20 protein-coding genes and 3 tRNA genes are annotated in these 25,147 nt (G+C 71.5%); 12 read left to right on the top strand and 11 right to left on the bottom strand.

Going from position 1 to position 25,147, the window contains the following annotated elements; all coding sequences use genetic code 11:
* The 3 genes from OG331_RS33680 to OG331_RS33670 form a co-directional block, all read right to left on the bottom strand.
* Positions 1 to 77: transfer RNA gene (locus OG331_RS33680), tRNA-Ile, on the bottom strand.
* A 178-nt stretch (positions 78 to 255) separates the two neighbouring features.
* Positions 256 to 328 (bottom strand) — tRNA-Asn (locus OG331_RS33675).
* Positions 329 to 333: 5 nt separating this feature from the next.
* Positions 334 to 406 (bottom strand) — tRNA-Asn (locus OG331_RS33670).
* A 159-nt stretch (positions 407 to 565) separates the two neighbouring features.
* On the opposite strand from OG331_RS33670, the gene OG331_RS33665 reads away from it, so the two are divergent.
* From OG331_RS33665 to OG331_RS33650, 4 genes are all read left to right on the top strand, one after another.
* Positions 566 to 874 (top strand): YtxH domain-containing protein, encoded by a 309-nt coding sequence (locus tag OG331_RS33665; RefSeq protein WP_328881859.1) that lies wholly within the window; start codon positions 566 to 568, stop codon positions 872 to 874.
* A 201-nt stretch (positions 875 to 1,075) separates the two neighbouring features.
* Positions 1,076 to 2,530, top strand: coding sequence for an FGGY-family carbohydrate kinase (locus OG331_RS33660; protein ID WP_406203158.1), 1,455 nt, complete (start codon positions 1,076 to 1,078; stop codon positions 2,528 to 2,530).
* 171 nt (positions 2,531 to 2,701) lie between these two features.
* Positions 2,702 to 4,435, top strand: coding sequence for an ABC transporter ATP-binding protein (locus OG331_RS33655; RefSeq protein ID WP_406203156.1), 1,734 nt, complete (start codon positions 2,702 to 2,704; stop codon positions 4,433 to 4,435).
* Positions 4,435 to 6,363, top strand: a complete 1,929-nt coding sequence (locus OG331_RS33650; protein WP_406203154.1) for an ABC transporter ATP-binding protein — start codon at positions 4,435 to 4,437, stop codon at positions 6,361 to 6,363. The genes OG331_RS33655 and OG331_RS33650 overlap by 1 nt, the downstream gene beginning before the upstream one ends.
* A 123-nt stretch (positions 6,364 to 6,486) precedes the next feature.
* Here OG331_RS33650 and OG331_RS33645 read toward each other — a convergent pair whose 3' ends face one another.
* From OG331_RS33645 to OG331_RS33625, 5 genes are all read right to left on the bottom strand, one after another.
* A complete protein-coding gene (locus OG331_RS33645) occupies positions 6,487 to 7,797 on the bottom strand; it encodes an RNA polymerase sigma factor (protein ID WP_406203152.1) in 1,311 nt (436 codons plus the stop codon).
* Between the two features lie 114 nt (positions 7,798 to 7,911).
* Entirely contained in the window at positions 7,912 to 9,813 is a 1,902-nt protein-coding gene (gene dnaG / locus OG331_RS33640; protein WP_406203150.1) for a DNA primase, read from the bottom strand.
* Positions 9,814 to 9,842: 29 nt separating this feature from the next.
* Positions 9,843 to 11,108 (bottom strand): NAD(P)/FAD-dependent oxidoreductase, encoded by a 1,266-nt coding sequence (locus OG331_RS33635; RefSeq protein ID WP_406203148.1) that lies wholly within the window; start codon positions 11,106 to 11,108, stop codon positions 9,843 to 9,845.
* A gap of 172 nt (positions 11,109 to 11,280) precedes the next feature.
* The gene (locus tag OG331_RS33630; protein ID WP_406203147.1) at positions 11,281 to 12,534 is read right to left on the bottom strand and encodes a deoxyguanosinetriphosphate triphosphohydrolase; all 1,254 of its coding nucleotides are present in this window, start codon (positions 12,532 to 12,534) and stop codon (positions 11,281 to 11,283) included.
* Between the two features lie 177 nt (positions 12,535 to 12,711).
* Positions 12,712 to 13,584 (bottom strand): sirohydrochlorin chelatase, encoded by an 873-nt coding sequence (locus OG331_RS33625; RefSeq protein WP_406203145.1) that lies wholly within the window; start codon positions 13,582 to 13,584, stop codon positions 12,712 to 12,714.
* A 223-nt stretch (positions 13,585 to 13,807) separates the two neighbouring features.
* Between OG331_RS33625 and OG331_RS33620 the strand changes: the two genes are divergently transcribed.
* From OG331_RS33620 to OG331_RS33610, 3 genes are all read left to right on the top strand, one after another.
* Entirely contained in the window at positions 13,808 to 14,494 is a 687-nt protein-coding gene (locus OG331_RS33620) for a vancomycin high temperature exclusion protein (protein WP_406203143.1), read from the top strand.
* Positions 14,495 to 14,669: 175 nt separating this feature from the next.
* Entirely contained in the window at positions 14,670 to 14,966 is a 297-nt protein-coding gene (locus OG331_RS33615; RefSeq protein ID WP_406203141.1) for a hypothetical protein, read from the top strand.
* Positions 14,967 to 15,170: 204 nt separating this feature from the next.
* A complete protein-coding gene (locus OG331_RS33610; protein ID WP_406203139.1) occupies positions 15,171 to 17,369 on the top strand; it encodes a molybdopterin oxidoreductase family protein in 2,199 nt (732 codons plus the stop codon).
* A 421-nt stretch (positions 17,370 to 17,790) separates the two neighbouring features.
* On the opposite strand, the gene OG331_RS33605 is transcribed toward OG331_RS33610, so the two are convergent.
* Positions 17,791 to 18,225, bottom strand: coding sequence for a gamma-glutamylcyclotransferase family protein (locus tag OG331_RS33605; protein ID WP_406203137.1), 435 nt, complete (start codon positions 18,223 to 18,225; stop codon positions 17,791 to 17,793).
* A gap of 263 nt (positions 18,226 to 18,488) precedes the next feature.
* On the opposite strand from OG331_RS33605, the gene OG331_RS33600 reads away from it, so the two are divergent.
* The 4 genes from OG331_RS33600 to OG331_RS33585 all read left to right on the top strand — a co-directional run bounded on the left by OG331_RS33600 (position 18,489) and on the right by OG331_RS33585 (position 22,768).
* Positions 18,489 to 20,135: a M4 family metallopeptidase gene (locus OG331_RS33600; RefSeq protein ID WP_406203135.1), complete on the top strand. Its 1,647-nt coding sequence runs from the start codon at positions 18,489 to 18,491 to the stop codon at positions 20,133 to 20,135.
* A 76-nt stretch (positions 20,136 to 20,211) separates the two neighbouring features.
* Positions 20,212 to 21,144 (top strand): aminoglycoside phosphotransferase family protein, encoded by a 933-nt coding sequence (locus OG331_RS33595; RefSeq protein WP_406203133.1) that lies wholly within the window; start codon positions 20,212 to 20,214, stop codon positions 21,142 to 21,144.
* Between the two features lie 274 nt (positions 21,145 to 21,418).
* Positions 21,419 to 21,937, top strand: a complete 519-nt coding sequence (locus tag OG331_RS33590; RefSeq protein WP_406203131.1) for a hypothetical protein — start codon at positions 21,419 to 21,421, stop codon at positions 21,935 to 21,937.
* Between the two features lie 117 nt (positions 21,938 to 22,054).
* Positions 22,055 to 22,768, top strand: a complete 714-nt coding sequence (locus OG331_RS33585; protein WP_406203129.1) for a class F sortase — start codon at positions 22,055 to 22,057, stop codon at positions 22,766 to 22,768.
* Here OG331_RS33585 and OG331_RS33580 read toward each other — a convergent pair.
* Positions 22,706 to 23,164, bottom strand: coding sequence for a winged helix-turn-helix transcriptional regulator (locus tag OG331_RS33580; protein ID WP_406203127.1), 459 nt, complete (start codon positions 23,162 to 23,164; stop codon positions 22,706 to 22,708). The genes OG331_RS33585 and OG331_RS33580 overlap by 63 nt on opposite strands.
* Positions 23,165 to 23,261: 97 nt before the next feature.
* Here OG331_RS33580 and OG331_RS33575 point away from each other — a divergent pair, with 97 nt between their 5' ends.
* A complete protein-coding gene (locus OG331_RS33575) occupies positions 23,262 to 24,182 on the top strand; it encodes an NAD(P)-dependent oxidoreductase (protein ID WP_406203125.1) in 921 nt (306 codons plus the stop codon).
* 7 nt (positions 24,183 to 24,189) lie between these two features.
* Here OG331_RS33575 and OG331_RS33570 read toward each other — a convergent pair whose 3' ends face one another.
* On the bottom strand, positions 24,190 to 24,972 hold the full coding sequence (locus OG331_RS33570; protein WP_406203123.1) for a sulfite exporter TauE/SafE family protein: 783 nt from the start codon (positions 24,970 to 24,972) through the stop codon (positions 24,190 to 24,192).
* Between the last annotated feature and the right edge of the window lie 175 nt (positions 24,973 to 25,147).

The raw sequence follows: 25,147 nt of genomic DNA, 5'->3' as shown, positions 1-25,147 counted from the left end.
TGGTGGGGCGGGTGGGACTCGAACCCACGGCCGACGGATTATGAGTCCGCTGCTCTAACCGGCTGAGCTACCGCCCCATAGCGGCGTGTCGCGTACATGTGTGCGCGCCGTCTGCCGCAGCATAGCCGCTCATACGATCTCCTGCTTCGTATGGTCGACTTCGCCTGCCCTCAAGGACTCCCCCACGACCTGCACGGTTCCCATGACAGGTGATCACACATGAAAAAGGACCCCATCGGGGTCCTCTTCAGCATGCTCCCCCGACTGGACTCGAACCAGTAACCTGCCGGTTAACAGCCGGCTGCTCTGCCAATTGAGCTACGGAGGACCGAGCTCCCCCGACTGGACTCGAACCAGTAACCTGCCGGTTAACAGCCGGCTGCTCTGCCAATTGAGCTACGGAGGAATGCCTCGTTTGCATCGAACGTACCTACCTGGGTATTCGCCAGGGGGCGTGCGCTCGCTGCGACACATACATTAGCGCAAGCAGGGGGGTGCTCCGCCAATCGGTTCCCCCCGGCGCCGACGCCGCACCAGGGACCTACGCAAGGGAAGGGTGGCCGCCATGCGCTACCGACTCACGTTCGTCATCGGACTCGCCGTCGGTTACGTCCTCGGCACACGCGCCGGACGCGAGCGCTACGAGCAGCTCAAGAAGTCCGCACGCCAGGTCGCGCAGAACCCCGCCGTCCGCAACACCGCGGAGACGGCGGCACAGCAGGGCCGCGTCTTCGCCGGCAAGGCGTACCACACGGTGAGCGACAAGGTCGGCGACCGAGTCCCCGAGTCCGTCGCCCAGCGAGTCCGCTCCCTGCGCGAACGCAGCGCCCACAACGGAGGCGCAGAGGACGACTGGGGCACCAGCAACACGTAGCGGAACTGTGGGATGCGTTGGGGGATCGGGACCTCCTGGGCGCCGGTCCCTGCCACGCCCTCAGGGGCGCGGGGCTGTATCGATTTGCGGCTCCGCCGCGTGGCGCGACCAGCCCCACACAACCCGCACCCGAAATCCTGCACGCACCCCCTACGACGCCCACGGCCCAAGCAAGCGCAGCGCTACGGCACAATTTGGGCCATGGGGATAGTCGCCGGGTTGGACAGTTCGCCCGATTTCACTCGCATCGTCGTCTGCGACGCGGACACAGGCGCCGTGCTCAGGCAGGGGTATGCCCCGCACCCGGTGGAGTCGCCGGACGGAACCGCGCGTCCGTCCGACGTGGATCCGCAGGCCTGGCTGCTCTCCCTCGGTGAGGCGGCGGGCGGCGGGCTGCTCGAAGGTGTGCAGGCCATCGGCGTGTCGGCGCAGCAGAACGCGGTGGTGCCGCTCGACGCGCAGGGCAACACCGTGCGCCCCGCGATGGTCGGCGGCGACAAGCGGGCGCAGGTCGCGGCGGCCGACCTGATCGACGCGCTGGGGGGACGCGAGGCGTGGGCGCAGGCCGTGGGGTGTGTGCCGCAGGCCGCGCAGCCGGTGACGAAGTTGCGCTGGCTCGCCAAGACCGAGCCGGAGAACGCGGTGCGCGCCGCCGTTCTGATGCAGGCGCACGACTGGCTGGTGTGGCAGCTCCTCGGCCGCCCTGTGAGAAGGACCACGGACCGGGGCGGCGCCTCCGGCACCGGCTACTGGTCGGCGGCGACCGGCACCTACCGCGGCGATCTCGTCGAGCTGGCGCTCGGCCACCAGGCGATGCTGCCCGAGGTGATCGGGCCCGCCGAGGCGGCCGGTACGACGCCGGAGGGGCTGCTGATCTCCGCGGGGACCGGCGAGACCATGGCCGCCGCCTTCGGGCTCGGCATCGGGCTGGGCGACGCGGTCGTGTCGCTCGGCGCCTCCGGGTCGGTGATGGCCGTTCACCCCGAGGCGCTCGTCGACAGCAGCGGGATGATCACCTCACTGGCCGACGCGACCGGCATGCACCTCCCGGTCGTCACCACCCTCAACGCCGTACGCACCCTGCGCGGCGCCGCCGAACTCCTCGGTGTGGCCGATCTGGAGGGCCTGTCCGATCTGGCGATGAAGTCGACGCCGGGCTCGCACGGCCTCGTGCTCCTGCCCTATCTGGAGGGTGAGCGCACGCCGCATCTGCCGCACACGGCGGGCATGCTGGCGGGGCTGCGGCGGGAGTCGATGAAGCCGGAGCATCTGGCGCGGGCCGCGTTCGAGGGCATGCTGTGCGGGCTCGCGGACGCGCTGGACGTGCTGCGCGGCCGGGGTGTGGAGGTGCGGCGGGTCTTCCTGCTGGGTGCGGCGGCCGAGCTGTCGGCGGTCCAGGCGGCGGCGCCCATGCTCTTCGGGGCACAGGTGGTCGTACCGCAGCCCGCGGACTACGCGGCGATCGGCGCGGCCCGGCAGGCCGCGTGGGCGCTGGGCGTGTCGCAGGGCACGCTCGATCCGCGCACCCCGCCGGTCTGGCAGGGCGCGGCCGCGCAGGTCCTGGAGCCCGGTGAGGAGCTGGCGGTGGGGCAGGCGGTGCGGCAGCAGTTCGTGTCGGTGCGGGAGCAGACGCATCCGGGGGCGTTCCGGGCGTAGTGAGGGGACGCCGGACCCGTGGAACGTAAGAGACCGGTAGGAGTTCGCACCCGGAAGGCCGTATGAGGCGGTGCTGACGGATTAATCGGTTGGGGTAACGCGGCAGGAGTGTCCGACGATAGGGGCCAGGGGCAACCAATCGCCCCGTCGTCGACCTCCGAGAGAAGCAGCGTGCTCATACGACTTCTGCGGACCTACCTCAGGCCCTACCGAAAACCCATTGCCTGGCTGGTGCTGCTGCAGTTCCTGCAGACCTGCGCCACGCTCTACCTGCCCACGCTGAACGCGGACATCATCGACAAGGGCGTCGTCACCGGCGACACCGGCTACATCCTGTCCTACGGCGCCCTGATGATCGGCATCTCGCTGGCGCAGGTCGTGTGCAACATCGGTGCCGTGTACTACGGCGCCCGGACCGCGGCGGCGCTCGGCCGGGACGTGCGGGCCGCCGTCTTCGACCGGGTGCAGTCGTTCTCGGCGCGTGAGGTGGGCCACTTCGGCGCGCCCTCGCTGATCACCCGGACGACCAATGACGTCCAGCAGGTGCAGATGCTGGCGCTGATGACGTTCACGCTGATGGTGTCGGCGCCGATCATGTGCGTGGGCGGCATCGTGCTCGCCCTCGGCCTGGACGTGCCGCTGTCCGCGGTGCTGGTGGCCGTGGTGCCGGTCCTCGGCATCAGCGTGACCTTGATCGTACGGCGGCTGCGGCCGCTGTTCCGGAGCATGCAGGTGCGTCTCGACACGGTGAACCGGGTGCTGCGCGAGCAGATCACCGGCAACCGCGTGATCCGTGCCTTCGTCCGCGACGAGTACGAGCAGCACCGCTTCCGCAAGGCCAACGCCGAGCTCACCGACATGGCGACGGGCACCGGCAAGCTGCTCGCGCTGATGTTCCCGATCGTCATGACGGTGGTGAACCTGTCGTCGATCGCGGTGGTGTGGTTCGGCGCCCATCGCATCGACAGCGGCGGGATGCAGATCGGTGACCTGACCGCCTTCCTCGCCTATCTCATGCAGATCGTGATGTCCGTGATGATGGCCACCTTCATGTTCATGATGGTGCCGCGCGCGGAGGTCTGCGCCGAGCGCATCCAGGAGGTCCTGGACACGTCGTCGAGCGTGGTGCCGCCGGTCGCGCCGGTGCGGGAGCTGCGCCGGCACGGTCATCTGGAGATCCGGGGTGCCGGGTTCCGCTACCCGGGTGCCGAGGAGCCGGTGCTGAAGTCGATCGACCTGGTCGCGCTGCCGGGCGAGACGACCGCCGTCATCGGCTCGACGGGCAGCGGGAAGTCGACCCTGCTGGGCCTCGTCCCGCGACTGTTCGACGCGACCGACGGGCGGGTGCTCGTGGACGGGGAGGACGTGGCGACCATCGATCCCCAGCTGCTGGCCAGGACCGTCGGGCTGGTGCCGCAGAGGCCGTACCTGTTCGCCGGGACGGTCGCGACCAACCTGCGCTACGGCAATCCGGACGCGACGGACGAGGAGCTGTGGCAGGCGCTTGAGGTGGCGCAGGCCAAGGAGTTCGTCGAGCGGCTGGAGGGCGGGCTGAACGCGCCCGTCTCGCAGGGCGGGACCAATGTCTCCGGTGGTCAGCGGCAGCGGCTCGCGATCGCGCGGACGCTGGTCCAGCGCCCGGAGATCTATCTCTTCGACGACTCCTTCTCCGCCCTCGACTACGCCACCGACGCCGCCCTGCGTGCGGCGCTCGGGCGCGAGACCGCCGAGGCGACCGTCGTCATCGTCGCCCAGCGGGTGGCGACCATCCGGGACGCCGACCGGATCGTCGTGCTCGACGAGGGGCAGGTCGTCGGCACGGGCCGGCACCACGAGCTGATGGCGGACAACGAGACATACCGGGAGATCGTGCTCTCCCAGCTGACGGAAGCGGAGGCTGCCTGATGGCCGGGCCGATGGGGCGGATGATGGCCGGCGGCGGCCCCGATCAGCGCTCGCTGGACTTCAAGGTGTCGGGCAGGCGGCTGATCGCGCAGTTCAAGCCCGAGCGGGTCACCATCTACGCGCTGCTGGTCTGCGTGGTCGTGAGCGTGGGCCTGTCGGTCGCCGGACCGAAGATCCTCGGTACGGCCACCGACCTGGTCTTCGCGGGCATCGTCGGGCGGCAGTTCGAGTCCGGGATGAGCAAGGAGCAGGCCCTCGCGGCCATGCGGGAGCGCGGCGACAACCAGATCGCCGACATGCTGCGCAGCACCGACTTCACACCGGGCCAGGGCATCGACTTCGGCGCGGTGGGGAACGTACTGCTCTTCGCGCTCGCCGTGTTCCTCGTCGCCGGTCTGCTGATGGCGGTGGCGACTCGGCTGGTGAACCGTGCCGTGAACCGGACGATGTTCCGGATGCGGGAGGACGTCCAGACGAAGCTGTCGCGGCTGCCGCTGTCGTACTTCGACAAGAGCCGGCGCGGTGAGGTGCTGTCCCGGGCGACCAACGACATCGACAACATCGGGCAGACGCTCCAGCAGTCGATGGGCCAGCTCATCAACTCGGTGCTCACCATCATCGGTGTGCTGGCGATGATGTTCTGGGTGTCGTGGCTGCTGGCGCTGGTCGCGCTGGTGACCGTGCCGCTGTCCTTCGTGGTCGCCACGCGCGTCGGCAAGCGGTCACAGCCGCACTTCGTGCAGCAGTGGCGCACGACCGGCAAGCTCAACGCGCACGTCGAGGAGATGTATACCGGGCACACCCTGGTGAAGGTCTTCGGGCGGCAGGAGGAGTCGGCGCAGCAGTTCGCCGAGCAGAACGAGGCGCTGTACGAGGCCGGGTTCAAGGCGCAGTTCAACAGCGGGGTCATGCAGCCGCTGATGCTGTTCGTGTCGAACATCAACTACGTCCTGGTCGCGGTGGTCGGCGGTCTGCGTGTGGCGTCCGGCTCGCTGTCCATCGGTGACGTACAGGCCTTCATCCAGTACTCCCGGCAGTTCTCGATGCCGCTGACGCAGGTCGCGTCGATGGCGAACCTGGTGCAGTCGGGTGTCGCGTCGGCGGAGCGGATCTTCGAGCTGCTGGACGCCGAGGAGCAGGACGCGGATCCCGTGCCGGGTGTGCGGCCCGAGGAGCTGCGGGGGCGGGTGGCGCTGGAGGGCGTGTCCTTCCGGTACGACCCGGAGAAGCCGTTGATCGAGAACCTGTCGCTGACGGTGGAGCCCGGGCACACGGTCGCCATCGTCGGTCCCACGGGCGCCGGCAAGACGACGCTGGTGAACCTGCTGATGCGCTTCTACGACGTGTCGTCCGGGCGCATCACCCTCGACGGGGTCGACGTCGCCCGGATGTCCCGGGACGAACTGCGGGCCGGGATCGGGATGGTGCTGCAGGACACGTGGCTGTTCGGCGGCACGATCGCGGAGAACATCGCGTACGGCGCCTCCCGGGACGTCACCCGGGGCGAGATCGAGGAGGCGGCTCGGGCCGCCCACGCCGATCGGTTCATCCGTACGCTGCCCGACGGGTACGACACGGTGATCGACGACGAGGGCAGCGGGGTCAGCGCCGGTGAGAAGCAGCTGATCACCATCGCTCGGGCGTTCCTGTCCGATCCGGTGATTCTGGTGCTGGACGAGGCGACGTCGTCGGTCGACACCCGTACGGAGGTGTTGATCCAGAAGGCGATGGCGAAGCTCGCGCATGGGCGGACGTCGTTCGTGATCGCGCATCGGTTGTCGACGATTCGGGACGCGGACACGATCCTGGTGATGGAGAACGGTTCGATCGTGGAACAGGGCGCGCACGGGGAGCTGTTGGCGGCCGACGGGGCGTATGCGCGGTTGTACCAGGCGCAGTTCGCTCAGGCGGTGGCGGAAGTGGACTGAGTCGCGTTCGGGGTGCCACGTGGTGTCGCGGGGCGGCTGCGGGTCCGTTGTGGCTGGCCGCGCCCCGCGGCGGAGCCGCGTATTGACACAGCCCCGCGCCCCTTCAGGGGCGCGGGGACGGCATCAGTCCAGGTAGCCCCTCAGCTGATCCGCGAACGCGTGGTCCCGCAGCTTGTTGAGGGTCTTCGACTCGATCTGGCGGATGCGTTCCCGCGTCACGCCGAAGATGCGGCCTATCTCCTCCAGCGTGCGGGGACGCCCGTCCGCCAGGCCGTAGCGGAGTTGGACGACCTTGCGTTCCCGTTCGCCCAAAGTCGACAGCACCGCCTCCAGGTGCTCCCTGAGCAGCAGGAACGCCGCCGACTCCACAGGTGACGTCGCGTCGCCGTCCTCGATGAGGTCGCCGAGCGCCACGTCGTCCTCCTCGCCCACCGGCGCGTGCAGCGACACCGGTTCCTGGGCCAGCCGCAGCACCTCGCTGACGCGCTCGGGCGCGAGGTCGAGGTGGGCGGCCACCTCGTCCGGCGTCGGTTCGTAGCCGCGTTCCTGCAGCATGCGGCGCTGGACGCGGACGACCCGGTTGATCAACTCGACGACGTGGACCGGCACTCGGATGGTGCGGGCCTGGTCGGCGAGGGCGCGGGACATGGCCTGGCGGATCCACCAGGTGGCGTACGTCGAGAACTTGTAGCCACGGGCGTAGTCGAACTTCTCGACGGCCCGGATCAGGCCGAGGTTGCCCTCCTGGACGAGGTCGAGCATGGTCAGCCCGCGGCCGACGTACCTCTTCGCGACGGACACGACGAGGCGCAGGTTCGCCTCGATCAGGCGGCGCTTGGCCATCCGGCCCATGACGACCAGGCGGTCCAGGTCGAGGGCGAGGCGGCTCTCCAGGTCGGGGGCGCCGCTCAGCTTCTCCTCGGCGAACAGGCCGGCTTCGACGCGGCGGGCGAGTTCGACCTCCTCGGCCGCGGTGAGCAAGGGGATGCGGCCGATCTCCCGCAGGTACTGGCGGAACAGGTCGGAGGAGGGGCCGCTGGTGTCGGCGGCGCGGGTGCGGGCCGGCAGCGGTGCTTCCACCGGCTCGGCGGCCTCGGCGCCGTCCAGCGCCCCGACCGGCGGCTCCGCGGGCTCGGGCGAGGCCTCCGGCTCCGCCTCGGGGTGGTGCGCGACACGGCTCTGCGGCGGGACCGCGACGAGAACGTCGGTCTCCGCGTCCGGCTCCGTGCCGTCCGAACTCTTGTCGGTCTCGATCAGGGTCTGGGTCTGCACGGGGGCGACCTCCAGGATGATCGCTGCCGAGGCGTACGGCAGCGCTGCTTCGAGGGCGGAGTCGGCGGCCTCGCCGCTGTCCGTCCCGTACGCGATGAGCGGAACCGCGGGGGTGTGGGACCCGTGGGGAACGGATCGGCCGCGCTCCGAGGACTCAGGCACCGGAACCCAGTGTGGAGTACGACACATCGCCGCCACGAGGGGCGTGCGGTGACTTTTTGCGTCCGGTCCGTGACCGCGTGGTTATCCTGCCGTACGCCGAAGCCCGCGGATCCGTCAGAGCGCCGCGGCGCCCTGACCCTGCAATGCCTGGTCGTACTGCTGGAGCACCCACAGCTCGTTCTGTACGGCGGCCAGTTGGGCGGGGTCGCCGCCCGTGGACAGGCGGGTCATCTGGGACTGGATGTCGCGGATTCGGCGCTCCACCGCGCGGCGGCGGACCTGGACCAGGACCGTGCCCGCGTACACCTCGTCGACGGTGCGGCGCATGATCGGCTCGACCGCCAGCTCCGTGACCATCGCGCGGACCTGGTCGTCGGGGGCCGCCTCGCGGACGCGGACCAGGTACTCCTGCGGGTCCCGGATGCCGAACTCCGCGCCGCCCGCGTCCATGATCGTCTGGCGTACGGCGGCGTAGGGCGCGGCGGTGAACTCGTCGACGCCGTATGCGTCGAAGGCCGGGGAGGCCAACTCGGGGCGCTGGAGCGCGAGTTTGAGGAGCTCGCGCTCGGTGGCGTAAACCGGGTTGCGCAGGGTGAGGGCCGGGCCGGAGGTGCGGGAGCCGGGGGCGGCGTCGTACTGCCGCGCGTCGCGGGACTGCGGGGCCGGGCCCCGTCCGCCCCGGTCGCGGGCCCAACGCGCCAGCTGTGCCACCCGCTTGACGACGAACTGGGTGTCCAGGATGCCGAGCATGCCGGCGAGCTGGACGGCCACCTCGTGCTGGGCGCCGCTGTTCTTGATCCGGGCGACGATCGGGGCCGCCTCGTCCAGCGCGGAGGCGCGGCCCGCGGGGGTGTCCAGGTCGTAGCGCAGGACGATCTGGCGCAGCGCGAACTCGAAGAGGGGTGTGCGGGGTTCGGCCAGGTCGGCGACCGCGTCGTCGCCCTTGGCCAGGCGCAGCTCGCAGGGGTCCATGCCGTCGGGCGCGATGGCGATGTACGTCTCCGCCGCGAACTTCTGGTCGTCCTCGAAGGCGCGCAGGGCCGCCTTCTGGCCGGCCGCGTCGCCGTCGAAGGTGAAGATGACGCGGGCCGAGCCGTTGTCCATCAGCAGCCGGCGCAGGATCTTGATGTGGTCGCCGCCGAAGGCCGTGCCGCAGGTGGCGATGGCGGTCGTGACGCCGGCGAGGTGGCAGGCCATGACGTCCGTGTAGCCCTCGACGACGACCGCGCGGCTCGACTTCGCGATGTCCTTCTTGGCTAGGTCGATGCCGTAGAGGACGTTGGACTTCTTGTAGATCGCCGTGTCGGGCGTGTTGAGGTACTTGGGACCGTTGTCCGCCTCGTACAGCTTCCGGGCGCCGAAGCCGACCACGTCGCCGCCGATGTCGCGGATCGGCCACATCAGGCGGCCCCGGAAGCGGTCGATGGGGCCGCGGCGGCCCTCCTGCGACAGCCCGGACAGGAGCAGTTCCTTGTCGGTGAAGCCCTTGCCGCGCAGATAGCGGGTCAGGTGGTCCCAGCCCTGGGGGCTGTAGCCGACACCGAAGTGGACGGCGGCGGCCTGGTCGAAGCCGCGCTCGGCGAGGAAGATCCGTCCCGTGTCGGCCTCGGGGCTGCTCGCGAGCTGCTCGGCGTACCACTCGGCGGCGATCTTGTGGGCCTCGACCAGGCGGATCCGCTCGCCGCGCTGGTGGGACGGGTTGTACCCGCCCTCCTCGTAGCGCAGGGTGATGCCGGCCTGGGCGGCGAGCCGCTCGACCGCCTCGGAGAAGGAGAGGTGGTCGACCTTCATCACGAACGTGATGGTGTCGCCGCCCTCCTGGCAGCCGAAGCAGTGGAAGAACCCCTTGCTCGGGCTGACCTGGAAGGACGGCGACTTCTCGTCATGGAAGGGGCACAGCCCCTTGAGGTTTCCGCCCCCGGCGTTGCGCAGCTGGAGGTACTCGGACACCACGGCGTCGATCGGGACCGCGTCCCGTACCGCCTTTACGTCCTCGTCGTTGATCCGTCCTGCCACGCGTGAATTCTACGGTGGTGGACTGACAGCTATGGTGCGAGGGATTCGAGTGGAATGTGCGGGTCCGCCAAGGCGTCCGTGTTCACCTGTGCCTTCGAGCGGATCAGCTGCTGAATGGGGTCTGTGACGTCCCACACGTTCACGTTCATCCCGGCCAGCACCCGGCCGTCCTTCACCCAGAACGCGATGAACTCCCGCTTCCCGGCGTCGCCGCGGATCACCACCTCGTCGTACGACCCCGGCGGCGCCCATCCGCTGTACTCCATGCCCAAGTCGTACTGGTCGGAGAAGAAGTAGGGCACGCGGTCGTAGGTGACGTCGCGGCCCAGCATCGCCCGCGCCGCGGCCGGGCCGCCGTTGAGCGCGTTGGCCCAGTGCTCCACGCGCAGCCGGGTGTCGAAGAGGGCGTGCGGGAAGGAGGCGACGTCGCCGGCCGCGTAGATGTCGGGGTCGGAGGTGCGCAGCTGTTCGTCGACCACGACGCCGCGGCCGTAGGCGCGGTGGGCGATCTCCAGCCCGGCCGACTCCGCCAGCGAGGTGCGCGGGGCCGCGCCGATGGCCGCCAGGACGTCGTGCGCGGGGTGCTCCTCGCCGTCGTCCGTGCGGGCGGCCAGCACCATGCCGTCCTGGCCGACGATCTCCGTCAGCCGCCGCCCGAAGTGGAAGCGCACTCCGCGCTCACGGTGCAGGTCGGCGAAGAGCCCGCCCAGCTCGGGGCCCAGCACTCCGTGCAGCGGCGTCGACTCCGGCTCGATCACGGTGACCTCGGCGCCGTACTCGCGGGCCGCCGCCGCGACCTCCAGGCCGATCCAGCCGGCGCCGGCGATCACGATGTGCCCGTTGTCGCGGCCGAGCGAGGTGAGGACGCCCTTGAGGCGCTCGGCGTGCGCGAGCCGGCGCAGATGGTGGACGCCGGTCAGGTCCGTGCCCGGAATGTCCAGGCGGCGCGGCTCGGCGCCGGTGGCCAGCAGGAGCTTGTCGTAGTGGACGACGGTGCCGTCCTCGCCGAACCGCACCGTCTTCGCCGTACGGTCGATCGCGTCGACGGTCTGGCCGAGGTGCAGCTCGATGTCGTTGCGCGCGTACCAGGCGGGCTCGTGCACGAAGACGCTGTCGCGCTCCTCCTTGCCGAGGAGATAGCCCTTGGAGAGGGGCGGCCGCTCGTACGGGTGGTCGCGCTCGTCGCAGATCAATATCACCCGCCCGGTGAAGCCCTCCGCTCGGAGCGTCTCGGCCGCCTTCGCGCCGGCGAGACCGCCTCCGACGATGACGAATGTCTGATCAGCGTCGACCACTTGATGCCTCCTCGTAAGGGTGCCGCCACATGAGCGTCCCGCACGCAGCGTGATGCGGGAAGAGGGGGTGACCCGATCAGGCCACGCAGGGTCACTTTCGAGTGCCCGTTCGCCACAGGTGTCTCACCCGTACCGGTCGGGTGAGCGCACCGCCCCGGTGTCCCGGGTCCCGTCAGGCCCGCTGTGTGAGCCGTGTGTGCAGGGTGCGGGCCGACGCGTCCGTCAGGGAGGCGATCTGGTCGACGATCACCCGCTTGCGGGCACGGTCGTCCTCGGCCTCGTCGAACAGGGCCCGGAACTGCGGGTCCAGCCCGTCGGGCGCACGGGCGGTGAGTGCCTCGGCCAGCTCGGCGACCACGATGCGCTGGTCGGCACGGAGCCGCTCCTGCTCGACGCGCTGCATGACGTACCGGTCGGCGACGGCCTTGAGGACCGCGCACTCCAGGCGCGTCTCGTGCGGTACGACGAGTTCGGCGGCGTAGCGGGAGAGCCGGCCGGCGCCGTACGCGGTGCGCGTGGCGCTCTCGGCGGCCAGGCAGAACCGGCCGATGAGCTGACTGGTGGCGTCCTTCAGGCGGGCCTGGGCGACGGCCGAACCGTCGTAGCCGTGCGGCCACCACGGTTCCTCCTGGAGCCGGTCGAGGGCGGCGGCCAGCTCGGCCGGGTCGGTGTCCTCGGGGACGTACCGCCCGATGGCGACCTCGAAGATCTCCTGCCGCTCCGGCTCGGCGTGCAGGCAGTTGGGGTCGAGGTGGCCGGCGTGCAGGCCGTCCTCGACGTCGTGCACCGAGTACGCCACGTCGTCGGACCAGTCCATGACCTGGGCCTCGAAGGTGGTGCGGGCGCCGGGGGCGTCCTTGCGGACCCAGTCGAAGACCGGGCGGTCGTCCTCGTAGGCACCGAACTTCGGGGACTTCGGGTCGGTCGGGTGGGCGCCGCGCGGCCAGGGGTACTTGGTGGCGGCGTCGAGGGTGGCGCGGGTGAGGTTGAGGCCGACGGAGCCCTCCGGGGTGAACCGCTTGGGTTCGATGCGGGTGAGGAGCCGCAGGGACTGGGCGTTGCCCTCGAAGCCGCCGCAGTCCTCGGCGAATTCGTTCAGTGCCACTTCGCCGTTGTGACCGAAAGGGGGGTGGCCGAGGTCGTGGGAGAGGCAGGCTGCTTCCACGAGGTCGGGGTCGCAGCCGAGGGCTGCGCCGAGCTCTCGGCCGACCTGGGCGCACTCCAGGGAGTGGGTCAGGCGGGTGCGGGGGCTGGGGTCCCAGGCCTGGCTGTGGGTCCCCGGGGTGACTACCTGGGTCTTGCCGGCGAGTCTCCTCAGGGCCGCGGAGTGGAGTACTCGGGCGCGGTCGCGTTGGAAGGCCGTGCGGCCCGGTCGTTTGTCGGGCTCGGCTGCCCAGCGTTCGACTGCCGACTCGTCGTAGTACATGCACCGACAGTACGGGCAAGCACTGACAAACGGAGGGCAGTGTTGCGCCTACTCGTCTGCCGGGTTCTGCCGGCTTGCGAGCGCGGGTGGTTCGTGGCTGTCGCGCCCACGCGGCGCAGCCGCAAATCGAATCAGCCCCGCCCCCCTTGAAGACAGGGCGTCGCCCGGCCCGGCGCTCTAAGCCGACGCCAATTCCGGTGTTGTCGTCAGCGGTGTCGTGACAGTGCTGTCGTAGCGGTGGAGGAGGAGGCGGGCCATCGCCGGGTGGGTGCCCAAGGGGGCCGAGGCGATCCATGGGGCCGCCTGGGCGCACTCCGTCGCGAAGCGGCCGGGGGCTGTGAAGTACGAGGCCACCGCCACCCTGGTGCGCCCCCGGGCCGCCAGGGCACTGATGGCGTCCGGGACTGTCGGGGTCGCCGTCGTCGCGTAGGCCGGGATCACCGGGACGCCCAGGCGGTTGGCCAGGAGGTGGGCCGTGTGGGACGTGTCGATGCTCGACTCGGGGTCGCGGGAGCCGGCCGCTGCCAGGACGACCGCGCTCGCTCGGCGGGTGGGCTCGTCCATGCGGTTGCGCCAGCCGGCCTCGACGAGGCGGGCGTACAGGGCCTCGACCAGCAGGGGGTGCGGGCCCAGTGCGGGGGCCACGCGCGCGTGGACGTCGGCTTGGGCGGCCATCTCGGGGATGTCCCGCTTGACGTGGTAGCCGCGGCTGAGGAGGAGGGGGACGAGGATCGCCTCGCGGGTGCCGAGGGCGGCGAGGGTGTCGGGGAGCAGGGGCTCGTTCAGCTCGATGTGGCCGAGGTGGACCGGCAGGCCGGGGCGCAGGGCGCGGACCTTGTCGAGGAGCGCGCCTACGGTGCTCAGGGCGCGCGGGTCGCGGCTGCCGTGGGCCACGACGACGAGCGCGGGCGGCTCGGGTCGCCGTCTGCCGTCGCGCGAGACGAGGCTGAGCTGGCTGGCGAGCTGGCTGCTGATCCGGTTCATGATGTGCGCCGTACTGTCGAGGTGGGCCGTCGTGGACTCGTCGTGAAGCGGGTTCGACGCCGTCATGAACCGATGGTGGCGGCAGGACGTTGCCTCCCCGTTGCGCGGGAATGACAGGTTTTTACACCGGGTTCACGATGCGGGTCCGGGGTGTGTGAGGTGGGGTGACCTGCGGTTTCGCCCGGTGGCGTGAAGCTGGTCACGTCGCCCGGAGTGAACCGCGGGGGCTGACAGGACGTCCCTGAATGTCGAGAACAGGCGGTTCGCCGACCGGGGAGGGACCATCCACATGCGCCGACCGAAGCTGCGAGGACCACGTCTGCCGCGCACCCGCGCCGGGCAGCGGCGGCTGGTGCAGGCCGTGATGGCCGGGTGCGTGCTGGGGCTGCTTCCGGCCACCTGGATGTACGTCGTGACCGACGACCGGCTGCACACCAAGGCCGACGTGCCGCGCACCGAAGTCGCGGTCGTCTTCGGCGCCGGCCTGTGGGAGGGCGAGCCGTCCCCGTACCTCGCGCACCGGCTCGACGCGGCGGCCGAGCTGTACCGCGAGGGCCGGATCGAGGTCGTCCTCGTCACCGGCGACAACAGCCGCAAGGACTATGACGAGCCCGACGCCATGCGGACGTATCTGACCAGGCACGGCGTGCCCGACTCCCGCATCGTCAGCGACTACGCCGGGTTCGACACCTGGGACTCCTGCGTCCGCGCGAAGAAGATCTTCGGCGTCGACGAGGCGGTGCTCATCAGTCAGGGCTTCCACATCCGGCGGGCGGTCGCGCTGTGCCAGGAGGCGGGCGTGACGTCGTACGGGGTCGGGGTCGACGCCCGCCACGACGCCACCTGGTACTACGGCGGCACGCGCGAGATCCTCGCGGCCGGAAAAGCGGCCCTGGACGCCGTGTTCGAGCCGGATCCCCGGTTCCTCGGGCCGCGGGAGGCGGGGGTGGCGAACGCGTTGGCGGCGGAGCGGTGAGGCGCCCGGGCGGGGCGGCGCATGCTCTTACGCGCAGGTTTTGACGCGCGCACGCCAGCCAACTGTGTGAAGAGCACGGCGGAAGCTATCCGTAGTCGAGCGACTACCCATAGTGTCCACGGCAGTGCGGAGGCGGATCGGGCCGCCTGCCGCGACCTGGGGGAAAGGACACCTGATGACTCGTCTTCGCTCGCTGTTCGCCACGGCCGCCGTGGTGGCACTGCTCACCGGGGCAACCGCGGCGGGAACCGCCACCGCGGCCGAGGCCGCTGACGCGAGGGAGCCGGGCTGCGCCCACGTCGTCGCCTACGGCTACGGCTGGGCGGACATCTGGAACGAGTGCGGGTACACGATCTACGCGACCGTCGAGGTCGACGGGTTCGACCCGCCGTGCATCCAGATCGGTCCGGGCGCGACCGCGAGGATCGGTCTGGAGCCCGGCGACACTCCGTACTACGCCTACGAGTGCTGACCAAGGGCGGCGGCCTCTGACCAAGGACCGTCCCTGACCGGGCGGGAGCGGGGCCGATGCCCTGTTCCCGCCCTTCGGCATGGGGGGCCGTGTCGACGAAACGGCTCCCCTCACCGCGCCCCGACGCCGGCGAAGAGGTCACCGTGCCGGGCGCGTAACAGGGAGCCGTGCCGCACGTAACACGCCCGAAGCACGCTGAACGACATGCCGAACTCCGTGACGCCCACGCACTGCCCGTACTGCGCCCTGCAGTGCGGAATGAACCTCACGCCCTTGCAGGGCGGGGGCGTCGCGGTGGTCGAGCGGCCGGACTTCCCGGTGAACAAGGGGGCACTGTGCGGCAAGGGCCGTACGGCGCCCGCGGTGCTGGACTCGGCCGTCCGTCTGACCTCGCCGCTGGTGCGGTCGGGCGGCACGCTCGTGCCTGCCACCTGGGACGAGGCGCTGGACCGCGTCGCCGAGGGCCTGGCCCGCACGCGTACGGAACATGGCCCGGACGCGTGCGGGGTCTTCGGCGGCGGCGGCCTGACGAACGAGAAGGCGTACAGCCTCGGCAAGTTCGCGAGGATCGTGCTCGGCACCTCGCAGATCGACTACAACGGCCGCTTCTGCATGTCGTCGGCGGCCGCGGCCGGGATCAAGGCGTTCGGCCTGGACCGGGGGCTGCCGTTCCCGCTGGAGGACATCCCGCGGACGGGCTGCGTCATCCTCGTCGGCTCCAACCTCGCGGAGACGATGCCGCCGTCGCTCCGCTTCTTCAACGAGCTGCGCGAGAACGGCGGCACGCTCATCGTCGTCGACCCGCGCCGCACGAAGACCGCCGAGCAGGCCGACCTGCACCTGGCGCCCCGCCCCGGCACCGACCTCGCGCTGGCCCTCGGCCTGCTGCACCTGGTCGTCGCCGAGGGGCGGGTCGACGAGGAGTACGTCCAGGAGCGCACGGCCGGCTGGGAGGACGCGCGGGCCGCGGCGATGGCGCACTGGCCGGAGTACGTGGAGCGGATCACGGGGGTGTCCGTTCCTCAACTCCGGGAAGCCGTACGGATGTTCTGCGAACCGGAGCATGCGATGGTGCTCACCGCGCGCGGGCCCGAGCAGCAGTCCAAGGGCACGGACACGGTGGGCGCGTGGATCAACCTGTGCCTGGCGACGGGACGGGCGGGCCGGCCGCTGTCCGGCTACGGCTGTCTCACCGGGCAGGGCAACGGGCAGGGCGGACGCGAGCACGGCCAGAAGGCCGACCAGCTGCCCGGCTACCGCAAGCTGGACGACCCTGCGGCGCGGCGGCATGTCGCCGAGGTGTGGGGCGTGGACCCGGACAGCCTGCCCGGGCCGGGGCGCAGTGCGTACGAGCTGCTGGACGCGCTCGGCTCGGACATCAAGTCGCTGCTGCTGATGGGCTCCAACCCGGTGGTGTCGGCGCCGCGTGCCGCGCATGTCGAGGAGCGCATCAAGTCCCTCGATTTCCTTGCGGTGTGTGACGTGGTGCTGTCGGAGACGGCCGCGCTCGCGGACGTCGTCCTGCCGGTCACGCAGTGGGCGGAGGAGACGGGCACGACGACCAACCTGGAGGGCCGGGTGCTGCTGCGCCTGCGCGCGATCGGCCCGCCGGAGGGCGTTCGCAGCGACCTGGAGGTCATGCACGAGCTCGCGGCGCGGCTGGGCGGCGGAAAGGGAACGGCCCTGGAGAAGGGCTTCCCGACCGACCCCGAGGAGGTGTTCGAGGAACTGCGGCGGGCCAGTGCGGGCGGGGCGGCCGACTACTCGGGGATCACGTATCGGAGGCTGGCGGAGGAGGACGGGGTGTTCTGGCCGTGTCCGGCGGCGGCCGACGCCGACGACGAGGGCGCCACGGACTGCGAGGACGCCTCGCTGGACGTGGCCGCAACGGCCGGCGACGACGACCCGGCGCAGGACGGCGAGACCGCCGGCGCGGTGCACCCGGGCACGCCCCGCCTCTTTCTCGACCGGTTCGCCACACCGGACGGACTGGCGAGGTTCGTCCCCGTGTCGCACCGGGCGGCCGCCGAGGAACCCGACGACGAGTACCCGGTCCTCCTCACGACCGGCCGGGTCGTGGCGCAGTACCAGTCCGGCGCCCAGACCCGCCGCGTCGCCGAACTGAACGCCGCCGCGCCGGGCCCTTTCGTGGAACTGCACCCCCGCCTCGCGGCACGGCTCGGCGCGGCCGAGGGCGACCCGGTGGCCGTGGTCTCACGCCGGGGCCGTGCGGTGGCCCCCGCCCGCATCACGACCGGCATCCGCCCCGACACCGTCTTCATGCCCTTCCACTGGCCGGGCGAGGGCCGCGCCAACACCCTGACCAACCCGGCACTCGACCCGACATCACGCATGCCGGAGTTCAAGGCGTGCGCGGTGCGGGTGGAGGCGGTGAAGTCTTAGGCGGGCGGGGATCGGTGAAGTCTTGGGCGCACGGGGGTTGTTGGGGCGCGGAGACTGCTCCACTCAGTTGGCTGGACACTCGGGCGACGACGCGGCCACGCGCGACCGGACTCTGCCGGCCGACGCGCCGACGCTCCGCGAGCCGGGCACCCAGCCGCGCCGGCACCCACTCAGCCAGGCGACCGTGTCGCCCCGGCACGCGGTGAAGTCGTCGGCACACTGGGCCAGTTGGCGCAGTACGGCTGCTCGACCCAACCGGATGGGCACTCGGCCGGGCCGGGCGACCGCTTGACTCGGCCCCGCCGACGCTCCGCGAGCCGGGCGCCCGCCGCCTCCCTCAGCCGCGCCGGCAGCTGACTCAGCCTCGCGGACACTCGACACAGCCGCGCCGCCCCCTCACCCAGCCGCGCCGGCACCCGACTCAGTCAAGCCGCCGTGTCGTCCAGTCGCCGGTCTCGATGAGTCTGCCCCGGGTGCGCAGGCGGGCCGCGATCGGGGGCGCCGCGACATATACCCAGGCCTGTACGGCCGTTCCGTCGGTGTCGCGGAGCACCTCGCGGGCGACGCGTTCGTAGAGGCTGCGCGGGTCGTTGGGGGCGTACTCCTCCAGGTGGTCCAGGGCGGCGAGGAGCGTGGGGTAGTCCTCGGGTCGGGCCGTGACGAGATCGCCGTACACCGTGCCGCGCCCGCCCAGGGCCTCGACGGCGTACGGGTAGCCCGGGCCGTCGTACAGCACCGCCCCGGCCAGTCGTGCCGGTTCCTCGGCCAGGGTGCGGCCGCGCAGGAAGGCGTCGTGGTTGGGCTCGCCGGGGCGGAGGGTGCCGTAGACGAAGAAGGGCAGGGGCGGCGGGGTCACTTCGGGCCGTCTCCTCGGCGCGGGGCTGGGGCTGGGCGGGTGGCCGGGGGCCTCGGCGGCCGGCCGAGGCGCAGCGTACCGGCCAGGGAGATGCGCTCGGGGTACCGGTCTCGGCCGCACCGGTGCGCACACCAGGATCACCGCCTTCGCAGAAACGGTCCTCTCCCCTCACACACCTGCACGTACTCACCCTGTCCACGGCATGCGCACGGCCCCTTGAATCTTGGTCATCTTCTGTGCTCCCGCCCGCTTGAAGGAGACCGATGAGCCGAATACGGCCGCACCTGAGTGGTTCCCGACTCGCCACGGCCGGCATCGCCGCCGCCACCGCCACCCTGCTGGCCACCACGCTCTCCCCCAACGCCGGTGCGGACGACAGTCCGACCAGGGCCACCGCGCTGAAGAACGCGGCGTCGGCCCTGAAGGACCGCGCGGGGAGCCTGGGGCTGACGGCCGCCACGGACACCGCCGTGCGGGACGTGATCGTGGACGCGGACGGCACCCAGCACGTCCGCTACGACCGTACCTACCGCCAACTCCCGGTCCTCGGCGGCGATTTCGTCGTCCACCTGGCGAAGGACGGTACGTACCGCAGCGCCTCCCGCGCGACCAAGGACGCGCTCTCCCTGTCGAGCGTGACGCCCAAGGTCTCCGCGCCCAAGGCGGCCGACCTCGCGGCGACCGTGCTGCGTGCGGCCAACGTCGGCGAGACGCTGAAGAGGCTCACGTCCAAGCCCGAGTTGGTGGTCGACGCCCTGCACGGCGCCCCGAAGCTGGCCTGGCGGACCGATGCCGTCGCCCAGGACTCCGCCGGCAACCCGGTCGCCCGCACGGTGCTGACGGACGCCCGCACCGGGGCGAAGATCGACGCGTGGGACAGCATCGAGCAGGCGGCGGGCGACGGGAAGTCGCTCTACGCGGGCACGGTGCCGCTGGAGACGACGGCGTCGGGGTCGGCGTACCAGCTGAAGGACGCCACACGCGGAGGCACCTACACCGGCGACGCGGCGAACAAGACCGACCTGTGCATCCTGACCATCTGCCTCAGCCGTGCCCCGTCGACGGTCTTCACGGACGCCGACAACCGCTGGGGCACCGGTGCGGCGAGCGACCGTGCGACGGCCGCGGTGGACGCGCAGTACGGCACGGACGTGACGTGGGACTACTACAAGGACGTCCACGGCCGTAACGGCATCGCGGGTGACGGCAAGGGCTCGTTCAACCGCGTGCACTACGGGAACGACTACAACAACGCCTTCTGGGACGACACCTGCTTCTGCATGACGTACGGCGACGGTGACGGCACGCAGCTCGGGCCGCTGGTGTCGCTGGACGTGGCCGGCCACGAGATGACGCACGGCGTGACGTCGAAGACGGCCGCGCTGACGTACTCGGGCGAGTCCGGCGGCCTGAACGAGGCGACGTCGGACATCTTCGGGTCGCTCGTGGAGTTCCACGCGGGCAACTCCTCGGATCCGGGCGACTATCTGATCGGCGAGAAGGTCGTCCGGTCGGGGCTCGGCCGGAACGCCCTGCGGTATATGGACAAGCCGTCGAAGGACGGCGTCTCGGTCGACTGCTGGAGCACCGGGACGGCGGACCTCGACGTCCACTACTCGTCGGGCATCGGCAACCACTTCGCGTATCTGCTGGCTGAGGGCAGCGGGGCGAGGACGGTCAACGGGGTCAGCTACAACTCGCCCACCTGTGACGGTTCTTCGGTGACGGGGATCGGTCGCGGGAAGCTCGGGAAGATCTGGTACCGGGCGCTGACGGTCTACATGACGTCCTCGACGAACTACTCGGGGGCGCGGTCTGCGACGCTCAGTGCGGCGAAGGACCTCTACGGGGCCGGGAGTGCGGAGTACTCCGCGGTGGGGGCGGCCTGGAAGGCCGTGAACGTAGGCTGAGTTGTCGGGTCCGGCAGCGGGGCCGGATACGCTCCGCTGCCGTCCGGCCCTCCTCCCCCCGCCGTTACGGAGTCATATGTCCTCGCCCGCGAAGATGCACGCCGATGAGCTGGACATCGACGAGGGGCTGGTTGCCCGGCTGATCGCGGAGCAGTTTCCGCGGTGGCGTGGGCCGGCGGTGGTGCGGGTCGATTCTGCCGGGACGGACAACGCCATGTACCGGCTGGGCGACGACATGGTCGTACGGCTGCCCCGGCTTCCCGGCGGGGGGCGTCAGGTCGACAGGGAGCACCGGTGGCTGCCGCGCCTGGCTCCGCATCTCCCCCTCACCATCCCCAAGCCGCTCGCGAAGGGCACGCCCGGGCACGGGTACCCGCTTCCGTGGGGCGTGTACGAATGGCTGGGCGGCGAGAACGCGTACGACGCGCCCCTCACGGAACTACGGGGCGCCGCCGAGGAGTTGGGGCGCTTCGCGGCTGCGCTGCGGAGCGTGGACGCGGCTGGCGGCCCGCCGTCCTACCGAGGCGGTCCGGTCGGCGCCGATGATGCCGACGTCCGGGCCGCGATCCGTGACCTGGGTGCCGCGGGCGCGCTGGACGCGACGGCGGCGACGGCCGCCTGGGAGGACGTCCTGCGTCTGCCCCAGTGGGACGCCGACCCCGTCTGGCTCCACGGCGACCTCCTCCCGGGCAACCTCCTGACCTCCTCCGGCCGCCTCACCTCGGTCATCGACTTCGGCTGCTTCGGGGTCGGCGACCCGGCCGCCGACACGATGGCGGCGTGGACGGTCTTCGACGCCGGTAGCCGGGAGGTGTTCCGCGCGGCGGCCGACGTCGACGAGGCGACGTGGGCGCGGGGGCGGGGGTGGGCACTGCGCTTCGGCCTGACGGCGGAGCACTACTACGGCGAGGTCTGCGGGAACGGCACGAACCCGGTGCTGGCGGCGGTGGGGCGCCGTGCGGTGAGCGAGGTGCTGGCGGAGTGGGCTTCGGGGGACGCGTCCGGCTGAACCGGCCGACGCCGAGTCACCCGTTCACACCCCCACCCCCCACCCAACCCATTCTCTTCCTCCGACCCACCCCGCACCCGGCGATGACCTGCTGAAACAGGCCCACCCCGCGCTCTCCCCCGGCCCGCTCGACACCCATTCACCCCACTTCCGGTGTCTTCTCGGGAAGCGCGCGCGGCGCGGTGGCCCTTTGCTCGGAAGGGCAGGGCTCGGCCGAGGCGGCGGCACTTGGGGGTGCCGCGGGTCATGAGTCCGTGCGCTCGGAGGAGCTTCGATGCGACGTACCGCCCGTCTGCTGACCGGGACCGCGCTGGCCGTCGGCGCCGTCGGTCTCGTCGTCACACCCGCGTACGGCGGCGACGCAGGAGAGCTGAAGGTCTCCCCGGCCTCGGTCGTACCGGGCGGGCAGGTCAACGTGGCCACGGCCGGCTGCCGGGACGGCGGGGCGGCGGGCGACGCCAGCGCGGTCGGCGCCGGTTCCTTCTCGCTGGCGCCGAGCACGGACGAGGAGGACGCGACCGGGGAGTTCCGCGTGCCGCCGAGCGCGCAGCCGGGGACGTACGAGATCGTCGCGACCTGCGCCGACGGCGGCCGGAAGGTCTCGGGCGACCTGGTCGTCACGCTGACGGCCGCGCGCGGGCAGGTGCATCCGAAAGGAAGTGTGAAGACGGGGGTCGGCGGCGCTTTCGGCCGCGATCCCGTGCAGACCGTGGCCGGCGTGACGGCTCTCGCCGTCGCCGCCGCGGGCGGTACCTGGCTCCTGCATCGCCAGGCGAGAGGCGACGGGATCTGACGGACACCCTCCGCTGTCCGTCGCCGGTACCGCACGTCCCCTCCCCCTCCGGGTCCGACGCCCCTCGCGGCCCGGAGGGGGCGGAGGGCGCACAGACGAGAGTCCCGGGAGGCTCACGTGCGCATTCGCAGTCGTCGCAGTCGCAGGAGCGTCGGCAACGCCGCCATAGCCGCGGTCACCGCCCTCGCCCTGTGCTCCGGCGCCTGGCTCCTGCGCAACGGCACCGAGACGCACGCCCCGCCGCAGCCGTCGGCCGCGCAGGCCGGGGAGAGCGCGGGTGCCAGGAAGGGTGCCGACGGCAGGACCCATGCCGGGACCCGCGAGACCGCCGCCGACGAGGCCCCCGAGGCCGGGCAGAGCGCCGCCCCCGCACTTCCCCCCTCCCCTCCCGACCACATCCGCATCCCCTCGATCCGCGTCTCCGCTCCCCTCATGGGCCTGGGTCTGACGCCGACGGGCAGCCTCGATGTGCCGCCCGCCGAGCGGAAGAACCTCGCCGGGTGGTACGAGGCCGGCACCACGCCCGGTGAGACCGGCACCGCGATCGTCGCCGGCCACGTCGACAACGCCGAAGGGCCCGCTGTCTTCTACCGCCTCGGCGCCCTGAGGAAGGGCAGCACGATCGAGGTGGACCGGCGCGACGGCGGCACGGCGCTCTTCTCGGTGCACGCCGTCGAGGTGTACGACGCCGAGGACTTCCCCGACGAGAAGGTGTACGGCCCGGCACCGCGCCCCGAGCTGCGGGTGATCACCTGCGGTGGCGGTTACTCACGGACGACCGGGTATCAGGGCAACGTCGTCGTGTTCGCGCATCTCACCGGCAGTCGCTGATTCCGGCGTCGCCGACCCGTGCGCGTCCTCGGCCGATTCTCCGGCCGCCTCTCCGGCCGGCTCCCCGGCGCCGCCCAGGATGTTCGCCCGGCCCCAGACCCCGAGCGGGCCCAGCGCCTCGTTGAGCGAGACCCCGAGGGGCGTCAGCGAGTACTCCACCCGTGGCGGCACCTCGTCGTACGCCTCCCGGTGCACGATCCCGTCCGCCTCCAGCTCCCGCAGCTGGGCCGCGAGCACCTTCTCCGTCACGCCGGGCAGCTCGCGCCGCAACTCCCCGAAGCGGTACGGCCGCACATTCAGCGCCCAGAGGATGAGCACCTTCCACTTGCCGCCGACCACGTCCATCGCCGCGTCGATCCCGCAGACGTACGCCCCCGGCCGCCTTCCGATCCCCATGCTGCCGTCCTCCTGCCTGGACTCATTCCCCGTGGTAACCACCCACTCCAAAGTGCGTACTTGAGCAGGCGATTCCCCTACCAGGAGCCTAATCGTCATGACTGACAACGCCCCTGCGCCCGGCACGACCCCGACCCCCACCTCCACCCCCACCCCGCTCACCCTCCTCGGCACCGGTGCCATGGGCACCGCCCTGGCCCGCACCTGGCTCGCCGCCGGGCATCCGCTCACCGTCTGGAACCGCACGCCCGCCCGGGCCGAACAGCTGGCCGCCGAGGGCGCGACCGTCGCCGCGAGCGCCGCCGCCGCGGTGGCCGCGAACCGGCTGGTCGTCGTCTGCCTCCTCGACGACGCCTCGGTCGGCGAAGCCCTCGAGGGCGCCGACCTGTCCGGCCGTGACCTGGTGAACCTCACCACCGGCACCCCCGCCCAGGGCCGCTCCCGCGCCGCGTGGGCCGAAGCGCGCGGCGCCCGTTTCCTGGACGCCGGGATCATGGCCGTACCGCCGATGATCGGGCACGCAGAGTCAGGGGCGTACGTCTTCTACAGCGGCTCCCCCGAGTTGTTCGAGGAGCACGGCGAGACCCTCGCCGTCCCGGCCGGCACCCGTTACGTCGGCGCGGACCCCGGCTTCGCCGCGCTGCACGACGTTGCGCTGCTGAGCGCGATGGACGGCATGTTCGCGGGCGTGCTGCACGCCTTCGCGCTGATCCGCCGGGAGGACATCGCCCCGACGGACTTCGCGCCGATGCTGGTGTCGTGGCTCGGCGCGATGGCGCCCGCCGTGCACACGGCCGCCGAGCAGCTGGAGAGCGGCGACTACGGCAAGGACGTCGTGTCCAACCTCGCCATGCAGGTCGCGGGCAACGCCACCCTGCTGGCCACTGCCCAGGAGCAGGGCGTGAGCGCCGAGCTGCTGACGCCGTACGCGACCCTCATGGAGCGGTGGCTCGCCGCGGGACACGGCGACGAGGACACCACCGGCATGGTCGAACTGCTCGACCTGCGGCAGAAGTAGCCCTCGGCTAGGCCAACCACTGCTCGTAGGCCAGCTTCGCCACCAGCGCGAACACCACCGTCAGCAGCACCACCCGCACGAATCCGCTGCCCTTCTTCAGTGCCGTACGGGCCCCGAGCATGCCGCCCGCCAGGTTGAACACGGCCATCACGGCGGCCAGCTGCCACAGGACCGTGCCCTGCCAGGCGAAGGTGGCGAGCGCACCGGCGTTGGTGCAGCAGTTGACGATCTTCGCGGTGGCGGAGGCGGTGACGAGGTCGAGGTGGAGCATGGCGGTGAGGGAGAGGACCAGGAACGTACCGGTGCCGGGGCCGATCAGCCCGTCGTAGAAGCCGATGCCCAGGCCGGCCAGGCCGATCGCGGCGAGGACCCGGCGGCGGGAGGCCGGGCCCGTCGCCGGTGCGGTGCCGAACGCGGGGCGCAGGATCACGAAGGCGGCCACGGCGAGCAGCACCACCATGATCACGGGCTTCAGCACCTCGGTGCTCATGCCGGCCGCGAAGAAAGCGCCGCCGGAGGAACCCACGAGCGCCGCGAGACCGATGCGTACGGCGAGCCGTACGTCCACGGGTGCCTTGCGGGCGTACGTCACCGCGGCGCCCGAGGTGCCGACGATCGCGACCGCCTTGTTGGTGCCGAGCGCGTACGCGGCCGGGGTGCTCGCCGGGAGGCCGAGCAGCAGCGCCGGGAGCAGCAGGAGGCCTCCACCGCCGACCACGGCGTCGATCCAGCCGGCCGCGAGGGCCGCGAGGCACAGGACGACGACCACGGTCAGCGATATGTCGGGCATGATCGCGACCCTAGGCAGACGATGCGTGTGCCGTCCATGTACATGAGGAGCTTCTGAGGTTCGGGCAACGGCACCGGCGTGACCTCACAGCCCGCCCCCTTCGTGCTCCCCGAACCCTCACACCGCCCCCGCGCCCCCGCTGAGGGCAGCGTTCCCCGTGGGAAACAGCCGTGAT

Source organism: Streptomyces sp. NBC_01017 (assembly GCF_045162795.1).
Taxonomy (GTDB): Bacteria; Actinomycetota; Actinomycetes; order Streptomycetales; family Streptomycetaceae; genus Streptomyces; species Streptomyces machairae.
Note: the sequence above shows the minus strand (reverse complement) of the source record. Positions and strands in the feature narration are given on the sequence as shown.

Coding starts and splice junctions, on each gene's coding strand:
- OG331_RS33665 (WP_328881859.1), top strand. CDS start 566: ATGCGCTACCGACTCACGTTCGTCATCGGACTCGCCGTCGGTTACGTC.
- OG331_RS33660 (WP_406203158.1), top strand. CDS start 1,076: ATGGGGATAGTCGCCGGGTTGGACAGTTCGCCCGATTTCACTCGCATC.
- OG331_RS33650 (WP_406203154.1), top strand. CDS start 4,435: ATGGCCGGGCCGATGGGGCGGATGATGGCCGGCGGCGGCCCCGATCAG.
- OG331_RS33630 (WP_406203147.1), bottom strand. CDS start 12,534: ATGTACTACGACGAGTCGGCAGTCGAACGCTGGGCAGCCGAGCCCGAC.
- OG331_RS33625 (WP_406203145.1), bottom strand. CDS start 13,584: ATGACGGCGTCGAACCCGCTTCACGACGAGTCCACGACGGCCCACCTC.
- OG331_RS33620 (WP_406203143.1), top strand. CDS start 13,808: ATGCGCCGACCGAAGCTGCGAGGACCACGTCTGCCGCGCACCCGCGCC.
- OG331_RS33615 (WP_406203141.1), top strand. CDS start 14,670: ATGACTCGTCTTCGCTCGCTGTTCGCCACGGCCGCCGTGGTGGCACTG.
- OG331_RS33610 (WP_406203139.1), top strand. CDS start 15,171: ATGCCGAACTCCGTGACGCCCACGCACTGCCCGTACTGCGCCCTGCAG.
- OG331_RS33600 (WP_406203135.1), top strand. CDS start 18,489: ATGAGCCGAATACGGCCGCACCTGAGTGGTTCCCGACTCGCCACGGCC.
- OG331_RS33595 (WP_406203133.1), top strand. CDS start 20,212: ATGTCCTCGCCCGCGAAGATGCACGCCGATGAGCTGGACATCGACGAG.
- OG331_RS33590 (WP_406203131.1), top strand. CDS start 21,419: ATGCGACGTACCGCCCGTCTGCTGACCGGGACCGCGCTGGCCGTCGGC.
- OG331_RS33580 (WP_406203127.1), bottom strand. CDS start 23,164: ATGGGGATCGGAAGGCGGCCGGGGGCGTACGTCTGCGGGATCGACGCG.
- OG331_RS33575 (WP_406203125.1), top strand. CDS start 23,262: ATGACTGACAACGCCCCTGCGCCCGGCACGACCCCGACCCCCACCTCC.
- OG331_RS33570 (WP_406203123.1), bottom strand. CDS start 24,972: ATGCCCGACATATCGCTGACCGTGGTCGTCGTCCTGTGCCTCGCGGCC.